Here is an 18,614-nt window from a genome sequence, read left to right on the forward strand (position 1 = left end):
GCGCCCCCGCCCGCCTCGCCCCCCCGCCCCGGGGGGGGGGCGGGGGGGGGTGTTTTGCGCTGGCCCCCCCCCCGCTCGGAGCGACGCGGGCGCCGCCCCAGGGCGCGCTCACGTCGCCCCGGCGAGGCGGCCTGCGGCCTTCCGTGAGGTGTCCGCGGCGCCGCTGAAAGGTGCCCGCGGCCTCGCGTGAGATGTCCACGGTGTCACCGAACGGGTGACCGTGGCCTTCCGTGAGGTGTCCGCGGTGTCATCGAAAGGCGCTCGCGGCCTCCCGCGAGGTGTCTTCGGCGCCGCCGAGAGACGCCCTGCGGCCTCCCCGCGAGGTGACCGCGGTGTCACCGAAAGGCGCTCGCGGCCTCCCGCAAGATGTCCTCGGCGCGACCGAAAGGGTGCCCCCGGCCTCCCGCAAGATGTCCTCGGCGCCACCGCCAGGCGCCCACCCCGCCACCTCGCCGTGGCGACGGCGCTCACGGCGCCACCGCGCAACGCCCGCGTCCTCCTCCGGACAAGGACAAGGAAACGGATGTAGCTCCACCGCGACGAGCCGCAACGAACCGCTACGAGCCGCAAAGAGCCACATTCCCCGGCAGGCCGCCCCCGCCTGCCACGGCTATTGATTCCCCGTACCGACAGCCGATGGGAAACAGAGGTACGCCATGGCAAAGACGCCGGATGACCTCAGCACGACCCCCGACACCTCCGGAACCTCCGGACCGAAGCACGGCCCCGGTGGTGCCGAGCCCCCCCGACTCACCCCCCGGCGCCGCGCCCAGGCCCTGACCGTCTGCATCGCGGCGGCCTTTCTCACCCTGCTCGACGTCAGCATCGTCACCGCCGCGCTGCCGTCCATGGAGCACCATCTCAACCTGTCGTCCGCGCAGGCCACCTGGTCCGTCGCCGGATACACACTGACCTTCGGACTGGCGCTGATCCCCAGCGGCCGGCTCGGCGACGAGTTCGGCCGCCGCAAGATCTTCCTGATCGGGATGGTGCTGTTCACCCTGACCGGCGTGCTCTGCGGACTCGCCCCCGACGCCACCTGGCTGCTCGTGGCCCGGCTCGCCCGCGGCGCCGCCGCCGGACTGGTCGCCCCGCAGGTCGTCGGCATGCTGCACCAGATGTACCCGCCGCGTGAACGCGGCCGTGCCTTCGGCTACTACGGCGCCAGCGTCAGCCTCTCCACCGCGATCGGCCCCCTGCTGGGCGGCGCGATCCTCCAGGCGTTCGGCGACGGCGGCTGGCGCTGGATCTTCCTGCTCTTCATCCCGCTGGACGTCATCGCGCTGGTGCTGGCCGCCAAGCTGCTGCCCGAGGGCGGTCGCCGCGGCGCGAAGGCCGGCAGCCTCGACCTCGTCGGCGCACTCGTGCTCGGCCTCGCCGTCTCGGCCGTGATGCTGCCGCTGCTCCAGAGCGGCGGATGGGGCGAACGCCGCTGGTGGCTCGCCTGGACCGGACTCGCCCTGCTGGTCGCGTTCGTGTTCTGGGAGCGCGCGGTGGCCCGGCGCGGCCGGCAGCCCCTGGTCGACATCAACCTCTTCCGGGAACGTACGTACTGGGTCGGCACGGTGGTCGCCGGGGCCCTGTACGGCGGATTCACCGGCATCTTCCTGGTCCTGTTCCAGTTCCTCCAGCAGGGCATGCACTACACGCCGTTCAAGGCGTCCCTGTGCACCGTGCTGTTCACGCTCGGCTCGGCGGGCTGCGGGATCGTCAGCGGCCGGCTGGCACACCGGGTCGGCAGGCCGCTGGTCATCGTCGGTTCGGCCATGACCGCAGGCGGGCTCGCGCTCACCGCGCTGGTCGTCGGCGCCTCCGGCCCCGGTGACAACATGTTCCTGCGGATGGCCCTGCCGCTGGCGCTGGCCGGCTGCGGCGCCGGACTCGTCATCGCCGCCAACCAGACGCTCGCGCTCCAGCTGGTGCCGCGCCGGGAGGGCAGTACCGCGGCCGGTGTCTACCAGACCGGCATGAAGATCGGCACCTCCCTGGGCACGGCCCTGGCCAGCTCCCTCTACTTCAGCCGGCTCGCCTCCACCCACGGCGACTTCGCCGCCGCCGCCCGCCTGGGCCTGCTGGGCACCGCCGGACTGGCCGCCGTCGCCTTCGTGGTGGCCCTGCCCGGCCTCGGCATCCCGGCCCGCCGCACCCCGGCCCCGAAAATAGGCGTGGAGAAGGCGGAACCGGTCAGGTGAGCCGCCGCCCTTCCCGACCCCAGCGCAGTACCCCGCAGAGAGGCACCACACGATGACCCAAGTCCAGGGAACCGCCGTCGACGTACCCGTCCAGGACGGCACCGCCGACGCCTACCTGGCCCACCCCGCCGACGGCGGGCCCCACCCCGGAGTGCTGTTCTACACGGACGCCTTCGGAGTACGGCCCCATGTGCGCGCGATGGCCGACCGGCTGGCCGGGGCGGGCTACACCGTCCTGGTGCCCAACCTGTTCCACCGGCACGGCGGGGCACCGGTCGTCGACCTCCCCGAGGTCATCGGCGAGGAGACCCGCGGCGACCTGTGGAAGCGGCTGCGCCCGATCCTGCGCTCCCTCACCCCGGACCTCGCGATGCGCGACGCGGCGGGTTATCTGGCCTGGCTCGCGGACAGCCCCCTGGTGACCCCGGGCAAGGTGGCCCTGACCGGTTACTGCGTGGGCGCCCGGCTGTCCCTCCTCACGGCCGGCACCTACCCGGACCGGATCGCCGCCGCCGCGGGCTTCCACGGCGGACGCCTCGCCACCGAGGATCCGGACAGCCCCCACCTGGTCGCCCCCGCCGTCACCGCCGAGCTGTACTTCGGCCACGCCGACGACGACCCCTCCCTGCCCCCGGAGCAGATCCAGCGCCTGGAATCCGCCCTCACCGAGGCCGGCGTCCGCCACCACAGCGAGGTCTACACCGGCGCCCACCACGGTTACACCCAGTCCGACACCACGTCCTACGACAAGGAATCCGACGAACGCCACTGGTCGGCCCTGCTGGCCCTGCTGGAGCGCACGTACGCGTAGCGCGCCGACGGAGGACGGACGGCTGCGGTTCGGGCCCGGCGACCTCGCCAGGCCCGAACGGCCCATGGGCCCCGCCCGTCCTCCCCGCCGCCACCCCGGCTCACCGACCCCGGAACCACGCCCCGCCCGACAGCCGTAGGGCCGCCGCGGCGGGGCACCGGTCGATTCGGTCACGCGCGGCGAGACACTTCCCGACGTCTGTACGGGTCCCAACTCCGGTGTCCGTACGAGGTCTGGGCCCACTTCTGGTGTCTGTACGGGCCTTGAGCCCGGCCCCGCTCCCGTACGGGTCCCTGCGCTCGTACGGGTCTTAGGCCCGGCGCCAGTGTCAGTACGGGGCATCGGCCCACCCCTGATGTCAGTACGGGCCTTGAGCCCGGCCCCCGCGCCTCTACGGGGCACGGGCCCACCCCCGGTATCCGCACCGGCCTTGGGCCCAACCCCATCCAGCGCCCGGTTCACACGCGCTCCGCCCCGCCATTGGCGGGGGAAAACACCTCTCGGGCACTCGCCCGGCAGCTCCGTCGCGCAAGCGCGCAAGGCCCCGCCCGGCCGGTCACCACCGCCGCCCCAGAGCCACCCGCCTCCCACCTCGGCCCCCTGCCGGGAGCCCCGGTCAGCAGCCGTGAGGCCGGGCCATCGGCGGCAGGGCCGACCCACCCGCCGATGACCTCAAGGGCGTCCGCCGCGCGGCCCGGGCACCCGCCCGCAGCCCCGCCACCTCACCCCGCCGAACCCCCCGGCTCCCGCCTCCCCGTCACCTGCCCGCCCAACCCCACGTTCGACCTGAGCCACGCGCCCAGGGCCTCCGTGAGGCGGTTGTCGTCGGCGTCGGTGTCTCGGTTGGGGCGGACCACGCGGAGGCGTTCGACGACCTGGTGGTGGTAGGCGCGCACGACGTCCGCGGCATGGGCGGGGTCGCGGGTGCCGATGGCGGTCACGATGCGCATCCGGCCGGGCTGGAGCGCGCCCGCGACCTGCCCCCAGCCGCCCTCCTCGCTGCCGGACAGCTTCACGGAGAGGCCGATCTGCATCTCGTTGACGAAGCGGCACAGCGCGGCGAGCAGCGGGTTGTGGGAGATCTCCGCGAGGGTGGCGAAGAAGTGTTGCAGGGCCACCGCGGCGGCCTCGACGCCCTCCGCTCCGGGGATCGCCTCCGCGCTCTCGCGCAGCCGCGCCAGCTCGTCGTCCGTGGCGTGCTCGGCGGCCAGCTCGGCGGCGTACGCCTGGAGCGCGCCGAGCAGCCCCAGCACCTCGCGGGCGCCCACCTTCTCGACCTGCACGACCGAGGCGATGGACATCGCGAGCATGGTGTCGCCCTGTGCGTTGACCGTGGCCCGGCTGCCGTTGCGGGTGGTGATCAGGCCCATCGCCGTGAGCACCCGGACCGCCTCGCGGATGGTGGGCGCGCTGACGTCGTACGACGCCGCCAGATCCCGTTCGGACGGCAGCCGGGAGCCATTGGGCAGTGCGCCGCTGAGGATCTGCTCCCGGAGGTCCTCGACGATCTGGTCGGCCACCCGGCCGCGAAAGATCTTCGCGGAGGGATTGGGCACGGACATGTCACCCCCAGAAGGCGCCGTGAGCCGCGGTGACGCACGGGGCCGCTCTTAGTAGTGAGGTGATCGTAACCTACCTAATAGGTAACTCACAAGCCGCGTCGAGCCGGCCCCCCGGAGCCTCAACGCTCCGTCCCACGCGCTGATTTGACCGAGTCGAGACCGAGTAACGGGTGTGGGAACGCGTTTCGCGCGCTCTTCCCGGCGTGTTCCAGGGTCAAGAAAGAAATGCGTGCGCTTTACCTTGACAGCAACCTACCAAGAAGGTTTCTTGGGGTCAGCGACGCCGTCGACACCAGACATCGGTACCCGAGACCGCCGTGACACCGGCCCCTCCCGGACATGACGACACATCCGCATTCACCCCACCCTCGCTCCCCCCTCGTTCCACCCCACCCCCACACGCCCACCCGACCGGTGGCGTGCGCGGGAACAGCCGCGACGACACCCCTCATGACGGAGGACGGCGATGCAGACCGCCCCGTAGTGCGAGTAAGCGTTCCAAGATCCACGACCGAGCCACCGGAGGCCGTCCATGTCCCCAACCCGCCCGCACACCGACGCCGTTCACGACGTCGGCGCCCGGCGCGGTCCACGATTCGACGTCAGCCAGAAGCTGGCCGTCGGCATCGTGTATGTGGCCGGCATCTTCCTGAGCACGCTCGACATGACCATCGTCAACATCGCGCTCCCCTCGATCGGCCGGGCCTTCGACGTCCCCTCCACCTCGGTCGACATCGTCTCCGTCTCCTACCTGGTGAGCCTCGCGGTCTTCGTCCCCTGCTCCGGCTGGCTCGGCGACCGCTTCGGCGGCAAGCGCACCCTGCTCACCGCCATCACCGTCTTCACCCTCGCCTCCGCCCTGTGCGGCACCGCCACCAGCCTCGGCCAGCTCATCGCCTTCCGGGTCCTGCAAGGAGCCGGCGGCGGCATGCTCGCCTCGGTCGGCATGGCGATGCTGCTGCGCGCCTACCGCCCCGAGGAACGCGTCCGCGCCTCCGCCATCCTCACCATGGCCAACGGACTGGCCCCCACCCTGGGCCCCGTCCTCGGCGGCATCCTGGTCAGCCAGGTCTCCTGGCGCGCGATCTTCTACGTCAACGTCCCGTTCGGTGTGCTCGCGGTGGTCTTCGGGATCCTGTGCCTGCGCAACGAGCCCGCCCGGCCCGCCGAACGGCTCGACTTCACCGGGTTCCTGCTCGCCGCGTCCGGCTTCGGCGTGCTGATGTTCGGCATCTCCGAGGGACCCGAACGCGGCTGGGGCTCGCCCCCGGTGCTCGCCGGACTGGTCTGCGGCGGCGCGCTGCTCACCGGGCTGGTCCTGGTGAGCGTCCGCAAGAAGGCCCCGATGATGGACTTCAGGCTGCTGCGCATCCGGCTCTTCGCCGCCGGCACCACGGCGATGACCATGCAGTCCGCGACCTTCCTCGGCACGCTCTTTCTGATTACTCTCTACCTCCAGGATGTCCGGGGGATGACCCCGATGGCCGCGGGACTCGCGACCTTCCCCCAGTCCCTGGGGGTGGCCGTGGGCTCCCAGCTCGCCAGCCGGCTGCTGTACCGCAAGCTGAAGCCGCGCCGCCAGCTGATGCTGGGCGCCGCCGGCACCAGCGTGGCCGTCGCCCTGATGGCCCTGCTGCTGGACGAGACCACCCCGCTCTGGCTGGTCATCGCCCTGCTGGTGCTGATGGGCCTCGCCGTCGGCCAGGTCTTCCTCGGCACCCAGTCCGCGTCCTTCGCGACCGTCTCCGACGCGTCCTCGGGCCGCGCCTCCACCCTCTTCAACGTCGGCCGGCGGATCGGCGGCGCCTTCGGGGTCGCGGTCGTCACCACGGTCCTGGTCTCCGCCTCCGGCCCCGGCGGCGGGGCCGACATGACCGGCTACCGCGCCGCCTTCTTCACCGCCGCCGCCCTGAACATCCTCGGCCTGTACGCCGCGACCCGCGTCAGCGACACCGACGCGGCGCCCACGATCCCCCCGCCGCGCGGCCGGCGCCGGTCCACCCCGGCGGCCCCCCGGCCCACCCCGTCCCCGCCCGACCCCGATCCCCGTCCCCAGGAAGCGCCTATGCCGCAGACGCCCTCCCCGGCTCACAAGCCCCGGCCCTGACCACGCCGTAGCGGCCTCGCCGTGAGCACCCTCCATCCGCACTCTCCATACAGGTCACCACGTACCGCATGTATCGCACCCACCGCAGGCGCCGCACACGCCGCATGCACCGCACATGCCGCATACATCGCGCGTACCGCATGCCTCGACGCACACGCAGCACATGCAGCACGTATTGCACATACCGCACATGTAGCGCGTGGCCGGCCCGGGACGGCCGCCACCGCCCGACCCGCCTGACCCCCCTTTCCGGCAAGGGGAGGACTCCGGACCAGACGTGAGTGTCCGGCAGCCGCCAGATGGGGACCTCGAACGTCACGAGATTAGGGATCTGAACATGCACAGAAGCAATGGCGCTTCACCCCGTCCTCGGGCCACCGCGCTGCGCCGGCGCACCGCCGTGATCGCCGCGGCGGTGAGCCTGACCGCCGCAGCGGGTTGCGGGGGGAACGCCAGCCCCGGAGCGAGCGACAAGATCATCGTCTCGGTGTCGATCGCCGCGCCCGCCAACGCCCCGATCTTCCTCGCCGATGAGCTGGGCTTCTTCGAGGACGAGGGCCTCGATGTCACGGTCGAGACCATCGCCAACGCGAGTCTTCAGATCGCCACCGGCAAGGTGCAGTTCGGCGCCGTGAACACCTCCACGGTCATCCAGTCCACCACGCAGGAGGACATCGACCTCCAGCAGATCTGTGTGACGCAGGTGGACCCGTCGTACATGCTCGCCGTCAGCGACGCGGCCTGGGAGCGCAACAACATGTCGGACGACATGACGCTCAAGGAGCAGCTCATCGCCCTGGAGGGCGAGAACATCACCGCGATCGGCGGCCGGACCGTCAACCCGGGCGCCAAGCTGCTGGAGGCGCTCCTGGAGAAGGAGGGCCTGGCCCGGGACTCGATCGGCGTGCTGTCCCAGGCCAACACCGCGGCCTCCACCGCCGCCTTCCAGAAGGGCCAGGTCGGCCTGGTCTTCCAGCCCCAGCCCATCCCCGACCAGGTGCTCTCGGTCGCCCCCGGCAAGATCATCTACGACACCGCCACCTCCGACCTGTTCTCGGAGCTGGACAGCGTCGCCTGGTCCGGGATCGGCACCTCCAGGGAGTACGCCGAGGCCCACCCGGATGTCGCGGAGAAGATCTGCAACGCCATCGGCACCGCCAACAACTACCTCGACGAGAAGCCCGAGGAAGCGGCCAAGGCGCTCCAGGCCAATATGAACTCCTTCAGCGAGGAGATCCTGATCAAGGCCATGCCCCACTACAAGTGGGCGACGGACGCCAACATGACGCAGGAGGAGTTCAACAAGAGCACCGAGATCCTCGCCGACATGGGCATGTTCGAGATGCCGTCCGCCGACAAGCTCGCCAAGGCTTACACGGACGAGTACCAGAAGTGACCCGGCCGCGCTCGGGCCACGAGGCCCGCGCCGACGCCACCAGACGGACGCCAGCACAGGGACGAGGCGGAGGAAAATGAAGCAGGACCTTGAGACGGCGCGGCCGACGATGATCCTCGGGGATCTTTCGCACCGGTTCGAGTCGCCCGACGGCAAGATGATGGACGTCCTCACGGACGTGAACCTCACCATCCGGGAGAAGGAATTCTTCACCGTGGTGGGGCCCAGCGGATGCGGCAAGAGCACCCTGCTCAACATCGTCACCGGCATGCTGAAGCCGACGTCCGGCGAGGTCAAGCTGCTCAGCGGCGACCGTGAGCTGGACCGTCTGGAGATCGGCTACATCACCCAGGACTCCAATCTCTTCCCGTGGTTCACGGCGCTGGAGAACGTGATGATGCCGCTGGAGATCCGCAAGGTGCCCAAGCGGGAGCGGGTCGAGCGGGCCCGCGAGTGGCTGAAGATCGTGGGCCTGGAAGGGTTCGAGAACCACTACCCCCGCCAGCTCTCCGGCGGCATGCAGAAACGCTGCTGCATCGCCCGGACCATGGTCTACGAGCCCGAAGTGCTGCTCATGGACGAGCCGTTCGGCGCGCTCGACGCGATCACCAAGACGACCATGCAGAAGACGGTCCTGGACCTGTGGCAGCGCCGGCAGACCTCGGTCGTGTTCATCACCCACGACCTGACCGAGGCCATCGCCCTGTCCGACCGGGTCGCCGTCATGACCGGCCGCCCCGGCCGGATCCGCGCCACCGTCGACATCCCGCTCGAACGCCCCCGGGACGTCTACAACATCACCGACGTGAAGAACTTCCAGGAGCTGCGGCGCGAGCTGTGGGGCCTGCTGGAAAACGACCTGGACTCCTAGGAGGAGAGCGCGATGTCTTTCGAAGAACCCGCCATGCGGCGGGGCCGGGTGGTCCGGCAGAAGACAGGGCGTCCGCGCGGACGCCACGGCATGCTCGTGATCGCCGGGCAACTGGGCGTCGTCCTGCTGATCCTGGGCATCTGGCAACTGGTCAGCGGCCGGTGGATCGACTACTTCCTGATCAGCAACCCGATCGACGTGATCGTCAAGCTGGTCGAGGTCAGCGGTGACAGCGCGATGCACCGCCACACCCTGATCACTGCTCAGGAGCTGGTCCTGGGCTGGTCGCTCGGCGCGAGCTGCGGCGCCGTCCTGGGCTGGGCGCTCGGCGCGGTGAAGATCGTCGGTGAGATCCTGGAGCCGATCCTGAACGCCATCAACGGCATCCCCAAGGTCGCCCTGGCGCCGATGATGCTGCTCTGGTTCGGCCTGGGCATGGGCTCGAAGGTCGCGATCGCCAGCATGATCGTGTTCTTCCTGGTGTTCTTCAACGTCTACTCGGGCATGCGCAATGTGCCCAAGCCGCTGGTCGAGGTGGCCCGCGCCATGGGTGCCTCCCGGATGTACGTGGTGCGCAAGGTGGTCGTGCCGTCGGTCGCCGTGCCGCTGTTCGCCGGTCTCAAGGCCGGGGTGTCGTTCGCGATGATCGGCGTCATCGCCGGTGAGTTCATCTCGGCCGACGAGGGCCTCGGCTACTACTCCATGACCGCGACCCAGCAGTTCGACCCGGCCGGCCTGTTCGCCGCGCTGGTCATCATCGTGGCCATGGTGGTGGCGGGCAGCGCGATCATCGGCGCCTTCGAGAAGCGCGCCCTGAAGTGGCAGAGCTGACCGTCCGGCCCTGAGACACCTCGGCCCCCATCCGGCGCACTCCGGACGGGGGCCGAGGTCATGGGCGGCTCAGCAGCGGCTCACCGGCGGCTCATGGATAGCTGGTGAGGTTGGCGACATTGGTGGTCGAGTTGGAGGGCCCGCCCCGGTCGTTGATGACCCGGCGGATCGTGCCGACACCGCCCAGGGAGACGGTCACCATGCTGGTGAACCGTACATTCGCGTTGACCGGCGCCTCGATCGCCCGCTCCGCCGCGACGGCCGGATTGACATTGAAGTAGCAGTAACTGCCGAAGCCGTAGACCTGGTGGCTGGTGACCGTGTTGGCGACCTTGTAGGCGGCGTAGCCCTGGGTGGTGCCGTTCATCCAGGCGGCCTGGTTGGGTGGGTCGTAGGGCATTTCGTTCTGGTAGAAGTACGTCCGGCCGCCGTTGCCGTTCCAGATGGTCTGGTACTTCTGGTAGTGCTCGACGAACAGGCCGTACATGGTGACGTTGTCCCCGTTGACGATGAGTCCGGTGTCGCCGGTGTTGCTGTTCCAGCCGATGCCGGAGCCATGGTCGCCGCGCCAGATCCACATGTGGTCGCCGATGACGTTGTCGCTGTTCACGACCAGGCTGGTGGTGGCCTTGCCGACCGCCGCGCCGCCGACACGGAAGTACACGTCGTGCAGGCTGGTCGGGTTGGCGGCGTGGGAGGCGGAGGAATTGGCCGGGCCCACCTCCATGAGCGTGGCCGAGTTGGTGGTGCCCGCGTCGAAGAGGATCCCGGCGACCTTCACGCCGTCGACATCGGCGACGCGCATGGCGGTGATGCCGTTGTCGGGGATGAAGGTGGCGAGGCCCAGGCCGAGGACGACGGTGTCGGGCCGGTTGATCTGGAGGGTCTGGTTGAGGTGGTAGACCCCGGGCGTGACCAGCAGGTTCTTGCCCGCCGCCAGCGCCGCGTTGATGTCGGCCGCCGTCGCGCCCGGCTTGACGATGTAGAACTGGTCGATCGGCAGGGAACTCCCGGCCGCCGTGCCGCCCGCCCAGGTCGTCGCCGTCGAGTTGGACCGCAGCGCCGGCACGAACACCTGATAGGCGCCGTTCCCGTCCACGTACAGGTACGGCTTCTCGCGGACCACCGGGGTCTGCGCGACCGTCGTGTAGGGCGGGCTCGGGAAGCTGGTCGCGGGGACGCCCTGGCTGCCGACGAAGACCATGTTCCAGTTCGAGCCGGTCCAGCCGCCGAGCTGCGAGTTACGGGTCAGCCACTGCTGCTGCGTACCGGAGTTGACCTGACCGTCGATCTTGGTGTCGGCCATGAAACCGCCGCTGGACCAGCCGCCGTCGCTCAGCTCCAGATTGCCCCGCACATGCATCCGCCGGTACGCCGACGCCTGGGACACCGACCAGCGGTCCGTGCCGCCGGTCGGATTCACCGACAGGTTCTCCGCGCCGCGCCAGAAGTTCTGGGTGGCGTTCTGCGGCGGGAACCAGTCCGCCTCCACATGCACGGCCCCGTTGATGTTCACCGCGTCCGGCGACAGCCCGAGCCCGGCGACCTGCGTGTAGAAGCCGACGTTGACGTCCGCGTTGTAGGAGCCCGGCTTGAACATCACCGCGTACCGCTGTGAGCCGAACTGATTGGTCTCCTGCTGCTGGAAGATGGTGTTGAGCCGGCTCTGGATCGTCGCCGACGACATCGACGGATCGAAGACGACGACATTCGGGCCGAGGTCGGGATTGACCGCCGACTGCTCCACCGGCACCACCTGGAACCGCTGGGCGGCACTGCCGTTGCAGGTGTACTGCACCAGCTGCACACTGTCGGCCGTCGACGCCGACGGCACGTCCAGGCACTTGCCGCTGTTGCGGTTCACGAAGCGGTAGGCACCGCCGCCCTCGTCCACGGGCAGCCACTGCTGGTTGTTGCCGCCGCCGTAGCCCCACAGATGCACGGCGGCGTTGTCGGCGGTCGAGACGCCGGAGACGTCCACGACCTGAGCGGCGTTGTTGCGGTTGTTGATCCGGACATAGCCGTTGCTGGTGGCCGTGAACGACCACTGCTGGGCGTAGCTGTTGTTGCAGGCGTACTGCTGCACGGCCGTGCCGTTGGCCGTACCGGCCGCCCGCGCGTCCAGACAACGGCCGCTCGCGGCGTTCATGACGGTCGCCCAGCCGGTGGGCAGCGCCGCCTCGGCCGCGGAGGCGGAGGGCGCCGGGGCGGCCGTGAGGAAGGAGGCGGCGGCTGCGACGACCAGACCGGCGGCCAGGGATCTGCGGTGCCCCTTGCGGGAGGGGCGCGAAAGACGGAACACGTGGTCTCCTCGCCGACGGATCGGCTCAGGGGATGGGGGATGGGGGTGGGGGGTGGCGCAAAGGGGGAAGGCAGGAGGAAGACAGGGGCAGGGCGGGTCAGCCGGTGTACGCGGCGAACACCCGGGTGTAGTCCCAGGCCGACTGGCCGACGCCGGAGCAGCTGTCGGCGGGGCCGCCGGTGCAGGGCCGGTCGCGGTTGGCGGACCAGAAGGTCAGCCGGGCCAGCCGGTGCTGCTGGGCGTAGGCGAGCATGGTCCGGAAGTCGGCGACCGTGACGGTCTCGTTCTGATCGGTGATCCCGTTCATGGAGGAGATCCCCATGGACCGGTACGCCTGGTCGTCGCTGTAGCCGTACGCCGCCTTCAGCGCGTTCTTGAGTCCCTCGGCCGCCTGGACGGACAGATCGCCCATGTTCTGCCCGGCGCCGCCGAAGTTGAACGGCATGATCGTCCAGCCGTCGACGGTCAGCCCCGAGGAGGCCGCCCGGTTGATCAGGCTGGTGTCGGGCCCGTTCTGCCCGGTGCCGATGGTGACGTACACCTTCAGGCCCGGGTTGGCCGCCTTGACCGTCTTCAGGGCGTCCACCGTGCGCTGCTGCACGGCCGGGCTGTCGTAGGCGGCGGCCTCGATGTCGATGTCGATCGCCTTGAGCCCGTACGCGCCGATCACCCGCTGATAGGCGGCGGCCAGCTCACTCGCGCTCCCGCACGAACTCTCCAGCTTGTTGCCGCTCCAGCCGCCGAAGGACGGGATGACATCGCCGCCGTTCGCCCGCACGGTGGTGATGGTCTGCTGGTCGACGCCGCCGGTCAGCGCCCGCGAGCCGTCCCACTGCGGGTTGCAGTAGCCGTTGCTCAGCACGAACGCCAGCGTGAACCACTTCACGCCGGTCGCGTTGGTGATCGTCGTCGGACTCGGCGGACCGCCCCAGCCGTTGTAGAGGTACGGCGCCACCGCCATCGGCGCCGGGGTGCCGGGGTCGCCGGGGGCGGGAGCGGTCCACTTCTGGTTGGCGGCGCCCGTACAGCTCCAGATCTGCGCGCGGGTGCCGTTGGCCGGGTTGTTGCCGGTGACGTCCAGACACTTGTTCGCCTGCGGATTGATGAGGTCCCGCGCGGCGGTCACGGTCCAGCGCTGATTGGCGCCGCCGGTGCAGGTCCACAGCTGGACCGTGGCGCCGTTGGCGGTCGAGTTGCCGGTGACGTCGAGGCACTTGCCGAGCGCCCGGACGGTCCCGTCGGTGCCGGTGGTCCACTGCTGGGCGGCCGTGCCGTTGCAGTCGTAGAGCTGTACGGGGGTGCCGTCGGCGGAACTGGCCCCGGCCACGTCGAGGCACTTGCCCGCGAGACCGGTGATGGTGCCGGTCGCCGCCCGTGCGGGGGAGGCGGTGAGGAGACCGGCGGACAGCGTGAGGGCGGTGGCCGCGACGGCGGCGGCGAGAGGGAAGGACCTGGCTCTGGCCATGGTGGGGGGTGGCCTTTCGCGAGGGCGGGCGCGCGGGGCCGTGTTCACCTTCTGAACGGCCGGGCGCCCCCACGGGACGGGGGTCGCTCGGTGAAGCTAAAGGTCCGGACCACTTCCGTCAAGATGTGAAGTAAGAAGTGAGGGAAGGGGGTTCACGGGCCGGGCGCCCGCCCCCGCGCCGATGTGCCGCCCTGAGGGTCCTTTTCCTACCCCCGGCCCCTTCGTTCGCGGGACGCAACGGCACCGCGTGGTACTGCTGGCATACCGAGCCCCCACGACCCTTGTCACAGCCCGCGCCGCCACCCTTGTCACAGCCCGTACCGCCACCCTTGTCACAGCCCTAGCCACCGCCTGTTCCCCGCCCCTGTCTGTGCCGCCGCCGCCCGCGCCCCAGCCCCTGCCACCGCCCGTGCCCCACCCCCCCTTGGGCGTTGCCCCGCCCCCACCCCGACCCCTTGGTGCCGCCGACATGAACCACCGCTCGTCCGGCGCGCCCCACCGCGCCGCCCCGCTGTCCCCCGAGCGCCTCGCGGCCTTCGGCGACGGCGTGTTCGCCATCGCGATCACTCTGCTCGCCCTGGACATCACCGTCCCGGACGGCCTGCCGGAGGCCGAGGTCGCGGGCGCCGTCCAGGACGCGCTCCCCGCGATCGGCTCCTATCTGCTCAGCTTCGCCGTCATCGGCACCGTCTGGCGGGCCCAGCACGGACTGTTCCGGCTGATCGCGAGGGTCGACCACTGGCTCCTCTACACCTACTTCGCCCTCCTCGCGGTCGTCGCCGCCCTGCCCTTCCCCACCCGCCTGATCAGCGAGTACGGCTCCACCGTCACCGCCACCACCGTCTACGCCGGGGCGATCACCCTGGCCGCCGCCCTGCGGGCCGCGATGTACGCCCGTCTGCTGGCCGCCCCCGCGCTGACCGCCCCCCACAGCACGCCCGCGCGCCTGAAGGAGGCCCTGCGCGACACCCTGCTGCTGGCCCTGGTCTTCGGTACGTCGATCCCGGTGGCCTTCCTCTCCCCGACCGCAGCCAAGTACTGGTGGCTCCTGGCCGTCCCGGCCCGGTTGCTGTCGCGCACCCCCGGACCGGGCGGGCGGGCGTCCGGGAAACCCAGGGACGAGCCCGTCGACGGACCGCCTACCCTTTAAGGCATGACCAGCAGCGGCGACCGGAGCACGGCAGTGGAAGCTCAAGGACATCCGACGTACGAGATCCGCACCTACGGGTGTCAGATGAACGTGCACGACTCGGAGCGATTGTCCGGTCTGCTGGAGGACTCCGGGTACGTCCGCGCCCCCGAGGGCTCCGACGGCGACGCCGACGTGGTCGTCTTCAACACCTGCGCGGTCCGTGAGAACGCCGACAACCGGCTGTACGGCAACCTCGGCCGCCTCGCCCCGATGAAGACCAGGCGTCCCGGCATGCAGATCGCCGTCGGCGGCTGCCTGGCGCAGAAGGACCGCGACACCATCGTGAAGCGGGCCCCCTGGGTCGACGTCGTCTTCGGCACGCACAACATCGGCAAGCTCCCGGTGCTCCTGGAGCGCGCCCGCGTGCAGGAGGAGGCGCAGGTCGAGATCGCCGAGTCCCTGGAGGCGTTCCCGTCCACCCTGCCGACCCGCCGCGAGAGCGCGTACGCGGCCTGGGTGTCGATCTCCGTCGGCTGCAACAACACCTGCACCTTCTGCATCGTCCCGGCCCTGCGCGGCAAGGAGAAGGACCGCCGCCCCGGCGACGTCCTCGCCGAGGTCGAGGCCCTGGTCGCCGAGGGCGTCAGCGAGATCACCCTGCTCGGCCAGAACGTCAACGCGTACGGCAGCGACATCGGCGACCGCGAGGCGTTCAGCAAGCTGCTGCGCGCGTGCGGCGCGATCGACGGCCTGGAGCGCGTCCGCTTCACCTCGCCCCACCCCAAGGACTTCACGGACGACGTGATCGCGGCGATGGCCGAGACCCCCAACGTCATGCCGCAGCTCCACATGCCGCTCCAGTCCGGCTCGGACCCGGTCCTGCGGGCCATGCGCCGCTCCTACCGCCAGGACCGCTACCTCGGGATCATCGAGAAGGTCCGCGCCGCCATCCCGCACGCCGCGATCACCACGGACATCATCGTCGGCTTCCCCGGCGAGACCGAGGACGACTTCGAGCAGACCCTCCACGTGGTCCGCGAGGCCCGCTTCGCCCAGGCGTTCACCTTCCAGTACTCCAAGCGCCCCGGCACCCCCGCCGCCACCATGGACGGCCAGATCCCCAAGAAGACCGTCCAGGAGCGCTACGAGCGGCTGGTCGCCCTCCAGGAACAGATCTCCTGGGACGAGAACAAGGGGCAGGTCGGCCGCACGCTCGACCTGATGGTCGCCGAGGGCGAGGGCCGCAAGGACGGCGCCACCCACCGCCTGTCCGGCCGCGCCCCCGACAACCGCCTGGTCCACTTCACCAAGCCCGCCGAAGAGGTCCGCCCCGGCGACGTGGCCACGGTCGAGATCACCTACGCCGCCCCGCACCACCTGCTCGCCGAGGGCGAGGCACTCAAGGTCCGCCGCACTCGCGCGGGCGACGCCTGGGAGAAGCGCAACACGACCGGGGCCGCCAAGCCGGCGGGCGTCCTGCTGGGTCTGCCGAAGATCGGCGTCCCGGAGCCGCTGCCGGTCTCCTCGGGCGGCTGCGGCCACGACTGAGGGACTGCCACAATGCGGTCGGAAGGGAGCCGTCCCATGTTGCCGTACCGCATTGCGTTCACCGAAGAGGCCGCCGAAGTGCGCGACAGCCTGTCCGCCGACCGGCGCGAGGTGCTGGAGCGCGGCCTGGCGATACTGGTGACCGACCCGCGGCACAAGCTCTCCCACCCGGTGCGCGGCGACGACGCCACCCGGGAGATCGCCCTCTCCCGCAACCTCTTCGTCGAGTACGTGATCAGCGACGGCAAGCTCGTGATCCTCCTCCTCACCCTGATCGACCTGACGGACGTACTCATCGAGGACTGACCCCCGCGGGGCCCCTCCGGGGGTTCTTGCGACGGCCTGCGCGGGACTCCGCCGGAGGCCCCTGCGACGGACCTGCACGGGGCCCGGCGGTCCGGCGGGGATCGGTGGAGGGGTGCGGGAGTCCGGCGGTCCGGTGGGTCTTTGCGGCAGGTGTGCCCGGGGTCGGCGGGTCTGGCGGGGGTCCGTGAGGGGTTTGCGCGTGGGACTCCGGCGGTCCGGTGGGGCTACGGGGCGGGTGTGCGCGGGGCTCCGGGGTCTGGTGGGGCCCGTGTGGGGTTTGCGCGTCGGGGCCTGGCGGTCCGGTGGGGCTTCGTGGCGGGCGTCCGCGAGATCCCGGCCGTCCGGTGGAGGTTCCCGTGCGCGGACGTCCGTGTGACGGACCTCCCCGGGACCTCGGCCGTCCGGCGGGGTTACCCTGCCGGTCATGCTTGTCGCCGCCGCCGTCTGTCCCTGTCCGCCGCTGCTGGTGCCCGAGGTCGCCTCGGGTGCCGCGCCCGAACTGGACGCCGCCCGCGCCTTCTGCGTGGACGCGCTCGGCGTCCTGGCGGCGGCCCGCCCCGACCGGCTGGTGGTGATCGGCCCGGCCGAGGAGGCGGAGGCCGGGACGTACGCCGAGGGCAGCCGGGGTTCCTTCCACGGCTTCGGGGTGGACGCCGCCGTACGCCTCGGGCGAGAGCGACCCGCCCCCGCCGACCTGGCCCGCCCGCTGCCCACCTCCCTCGCCGTCGCCGCCTGGCTGCTGGAGCGGACCGGATGGGCGGATGCCCCGATCGAGGGACTCGCCGTGGCGGAACCACTCGGCGCCGAGCGGTGTATCCAGATCGGGAGGGAGATCGTGGCGGCGCCCGGCGAGCGGGTCGCGCTGCTGGTGATGGGCGACGCCAGCGCCTGCCGCACACTCAAGGCGCCGGGCTATCTCGACGAGCGCGCGGAGCCGTACGACGCGGAGGTCGCCCGCGCGCTGGGCGCGGCCGACGGGGCGGCCCTCGCGGCGCTGGACCCCGGCATGTCCCGCGAGCTGAAGGCATCCGGCCGGGCCCCTTGGCAGGTGCTGGCGGGCGCGGCGCAGGACGCGGGACTCTCCGGCGACCTGCTGTACGACGAGGCGCCGTACGGGGTGGGGTATCTGGTGGCGACCTGGAGCTAGCGCCGGCCCGGGGCCGGGTCACCGGGGCCGCCGGTTGCGCGCGGGTCGCCAGCCGGCGTGCGCCGTGCCGTGCGCGGGCAGCGGACCCGTGGGTGGCCGGCACGCGGACATGCGGGCCACCGGGTGCGCGCGGAAGAACGGCCAACGGCCGGGAGCGCGCATGCTCCGCGGCCGTCCGTCCGCCGGTGGGTGTGCCGTCGCCTCAGGAGGCGGGTGGTGCGGAGTCGGGGGGCGGGGTGCCGCCACCTGACCCGGTGCTGCCTGTAGTACCCGTACCCGTACCCGTATTGCCGGTGTCACCGGCGTTGCCGGTGGTGCCCGCCGCTCCGGGGGTGCCGGTGTGTCCCGGACCGGCGGTGCCCTCCGGGCCCTCCTTGTGCGCGAGGCGGTCCATGGCGCCCTTGGCCTTGTCCGTACCGGTATGGATCTTCTCGCTGTACTTGCCCTTGGTCCGTTCGTCGACGGCCTTCGCGGCTTTGTCGATGCCGTGCGTCACCTTGTCCCCGTGCTGCTGCGCGAGGTCCGACACCTTGTCCTTGGCCGGGGCGAGCTTGGCCTTCAAATTGTCCAGGAGACCCATGGTCCACCTTCCCTCGCGGGCCCGATCATGTGCGGGCGCCTTCGTCGGCATCGTTGTCGGCGGCCTGCTCGGCGGACTGCTGCTTGGGAATCTCGACACTTGCGGTCGTCCGGCCCCCGGCGTCCCGCGCCGCCGGCTCCCCGGTCGCCACCTCGTCCGAGCCCGTCGGCTCCGCCGCCTCGCCGGCCTTTTCCACCACGGTCTCAGCAGCCGCCTCCACGGCCGGAGCCGCGGTGGTCGACGCCTCCTCCGTGGCGACCTCCTCCGTGGCCTTGGACCGTCGAAGAAGTCGCGCAAAAACGCCCATATCCACTCCATACGTTACTCGTGCGGGGGAAATCCCGCGTCACCCGGTGCGTCCGAT

The 18,614-nt window shown here is 71.1% G+C and carries 15 protein-coding genes; 10 read left to right on the forward strand and 5 right to left on the reverse strand.

Annotated features, from left to right (window positions below; translation table 11 throughout):
* Positions 1–656 precede the first annotated feature (656 nt).
* Both ACFXAZ_RS08355 and ACFXAZ_RS08360 read left to right on the forward strand, forming a co-directional pair.
* On the forward strand, positions 657–2,192 hold the full coding sequence (locus ACFXAZ_RS08355) for an MFS transporter (RefSeq protein ID WP_384586620.1): 1,536 nt from the start codon (positions 657–659) through the stop codon (positions 2,190–2,192).
* A gap of 52 nt (positions 2,193–2,244) precedes the next feature.
* Entirely contained in the window at positions 2,245–3,003 is a 759-nt protein-coding gene (locus ACFXAZ_RS08360) for a dienelactone hydrolase family protein (protein WP_384586622.1), read from the forward strand.
* A gap of 722 nt (positions 3,004–3,725) precedes the next feature.
* Here the strand turns inward: ACFXAZ_RS08360 and ACFXAZ_RS08365 are convergent.
* On the reverse strand, positions 3,726–4,565 hold the full coding sequence (locus ACFXAZ_RS08365; protein ID WP_384586624.1) for a FadR/GntR family transcriptional regulator: 840 nt from the start codon (positions 4,563–4,565) through the stop codon (positions 3,726–3,728).
* Positions 4,566–5,097: 532 nt separating this feature from the next.
* Here ACFXAZ_RS08365 and ACFXAZ_RS08370 point away from each other — a divergent pair.
* The 4 genes from ACFXAZ_RS08370 to ACFXAZ_RS08385 all read left to right on the forward strand — a co-directional run bounded on the left by ACFXAZ_RS08370 (position 5,098) and on the right by ACFXAZ_RS08385 (position 9,770).
* On the forward strand, positions 5,098–6,672 hold the full coding sequence (locus ACFXAZ_RS08370) for an MDR family MFS transporter (RefSeq protein WP_384586626.1): 1,575 nt from the start codon (positions 5,098–5,100) through the stop codon (positions 6,670–6,672).
* Positions 6,673–7,009: 337 nt separating this feature from the next.
* Positions 7,010–8,068 carry an ABC transporter substrate-binding protein gene (locus tag ACFXAZ_RS08375; RefSeq protein WP_384586628.1) on the forward strand — a complete coding sequence of 353 codons (1,059 nt, stop codon included), beginning with the start codon at positions 7,010–7,012 and terminating at the stop codon, positions 8,066–8,068.
* 76 nt (positions 8,069–8,144) lie between these two features.
* Complete coding sequence (locus ACFXAZ_RS08380; protein WP_384586630.1) at positions 8,145–8,939, forward strand: ABC transporter ATP-binding protein; 795 nt, start codon at positions 8,145–8,147, stop codon at positions 8,937–8,939.
* 12 nt (positions 8,940–8,951) lie between these two features.
* Positions 8,952–9,770, forward strand: a complete 819-nt coding sequence (locus tag ACFXAZ_RS08385) for an ABC transporter permease (RefSeq protein ID WP_384586632.1) — start codon at positions 8,952–8,954, stop codon at positions 9,768–9,770.
* Positions 9,771–9,861: 91 nt separating this feature from the next.
* On the opposite strand, the gene ACFXAZ_RS08390 is transcribed toward ACFXAZ_RS08385, so the two are convergent.
* Both ACFXAZ_RS08390 and ACFXAZ_RS08395 read right to left on the reverse strand, forming a co-directional pair.
* Positions 9,862–12,072: an RICIN domain-containing protein gene (locus tag ACFXAZ_RS08390; RefSeq protein WP_384586634.1), complete on the reverse strand. Its 2,211-nt coding sequence runs from the start codon at positions 12,070–12,072 to the stop codon at positions 9,862–9,864.
* Positions 12,073–12,169: 97 nt separating this feature from the next.
* Positions 12,170–13,537, reverse strand: coding sequence for a ricin-type beta-trefoil lectin domain protein (locus ACFXAZ_RS08395; RefSeq protein WP_384586636.1), 1,368 nt, complete (start codon positions 13,535–13,537; stop codon positions 12,170–12,172).
* Positions 13,538–14,006: 469 nt separating this feature from the next.
* Here ACFXAZ_RS08395 and ACFXAZ_RS08400 point away from each other — a divergent pair, with 469 nt between their 5' ends.
* From ACFXAZ_RS08400 to ACFXAZ_RS08415, 4 genes are all read left to right on the forward strand, one after another.
* Positions 14,007–14,687, forward strand: coding sequence for a TMEM175 family protein (locus ACFXAZ_RS08400; RefSeq protein ID WP_384586638.1), 681 nt, complete (start codon positions 14,007–14,009; stop codon positions 14,685–14,687).
* 3 nt (positions 14,688–14,690) lie between these two features.
* The gene (gene miaB / locus ACFXAZ_RS08405) at positions 14,691–16,217 is read left to right on the forward strand and encodes a tRNA (N6-isopentenyl adenosine(37)-C2)-methylthiotransferase MiaB (protein ID WP_384586640.1); all 1,527 of its coding nucleotides are present in this window, start codon (positions 14,691–14,693) and stop codon (positions 16,215–16,217) included.
* Positions 16,218–16,253: 36 nt separating this feature from the next.
* The gene (locus ACFXAZ_RS08410) at positions 16,254–16,523 is read left to right on the forward strand and encodes a hypothetical protein (RefSeq protein WP_382692426.1); all 270 of its coding nucleotides are present in this window, start codon (positions 16,254–16,256) and stop codon (positions 16,521–16,523) included.
* A gap of 424 nt (positions 16,524–16,947) precedes the next feature.
* Complete coding sequence (locus tag ACFXAZ_RS08415; protein WP_384586643.1) at positions 16,948–17,670, forward strand: class III extradiol dioxygenase subunit B-like domain-containing protein; 723 nt, start codon at positions 16,948–16,950, stop codon at positions 17,668–17,670.
* A gap of 202 nt (positions 17,671–17,872) precedes the next feature.
* Here the strand turns inward: ACFXAZ_RS08415 and ACFXAZ_RS08420 are convergent, their stop codons facing one another.
* Together ACFXAZ_RS08420 and ACFXAZ_RS08425 are read right to left on the reverse strand one after the other, a co-directional pair.
* Positions 17,873–18,250, reverse strand: a complete 378-nt coding sequence (locus ACFXAZ_RS08420) for an antitoxin (protein ID WP_384586645.1) — start codon at positions 18,248–18,250, stop codon at positions 17,873–17,875.
* 25 nt (positions 18,251–18,275) lie between these two features.
* Positions 18,276–18,557: a hypothetical protein gene (locus ACFXAZ_RS08425; RefSeq protein ID WP_384586647.1), complete on the reverse strand. Its 282-nt coding sequence runs from the start codon at positions 18,555–18,557 to the stop codon at positions 18,276–18,278.
* Positions 18,558–18,614 lie beyond the last annotated feature (57 nt).

Origin of the sequence: Streptomyces sp. NPDC059477 (genome assembly GCF_042749375.1) — a bacterium.
GTDB lineage: Bacteria > Actinomycetota > Actinomycetes > Streptomycetales > Streptomycetaceae > Streptomyces.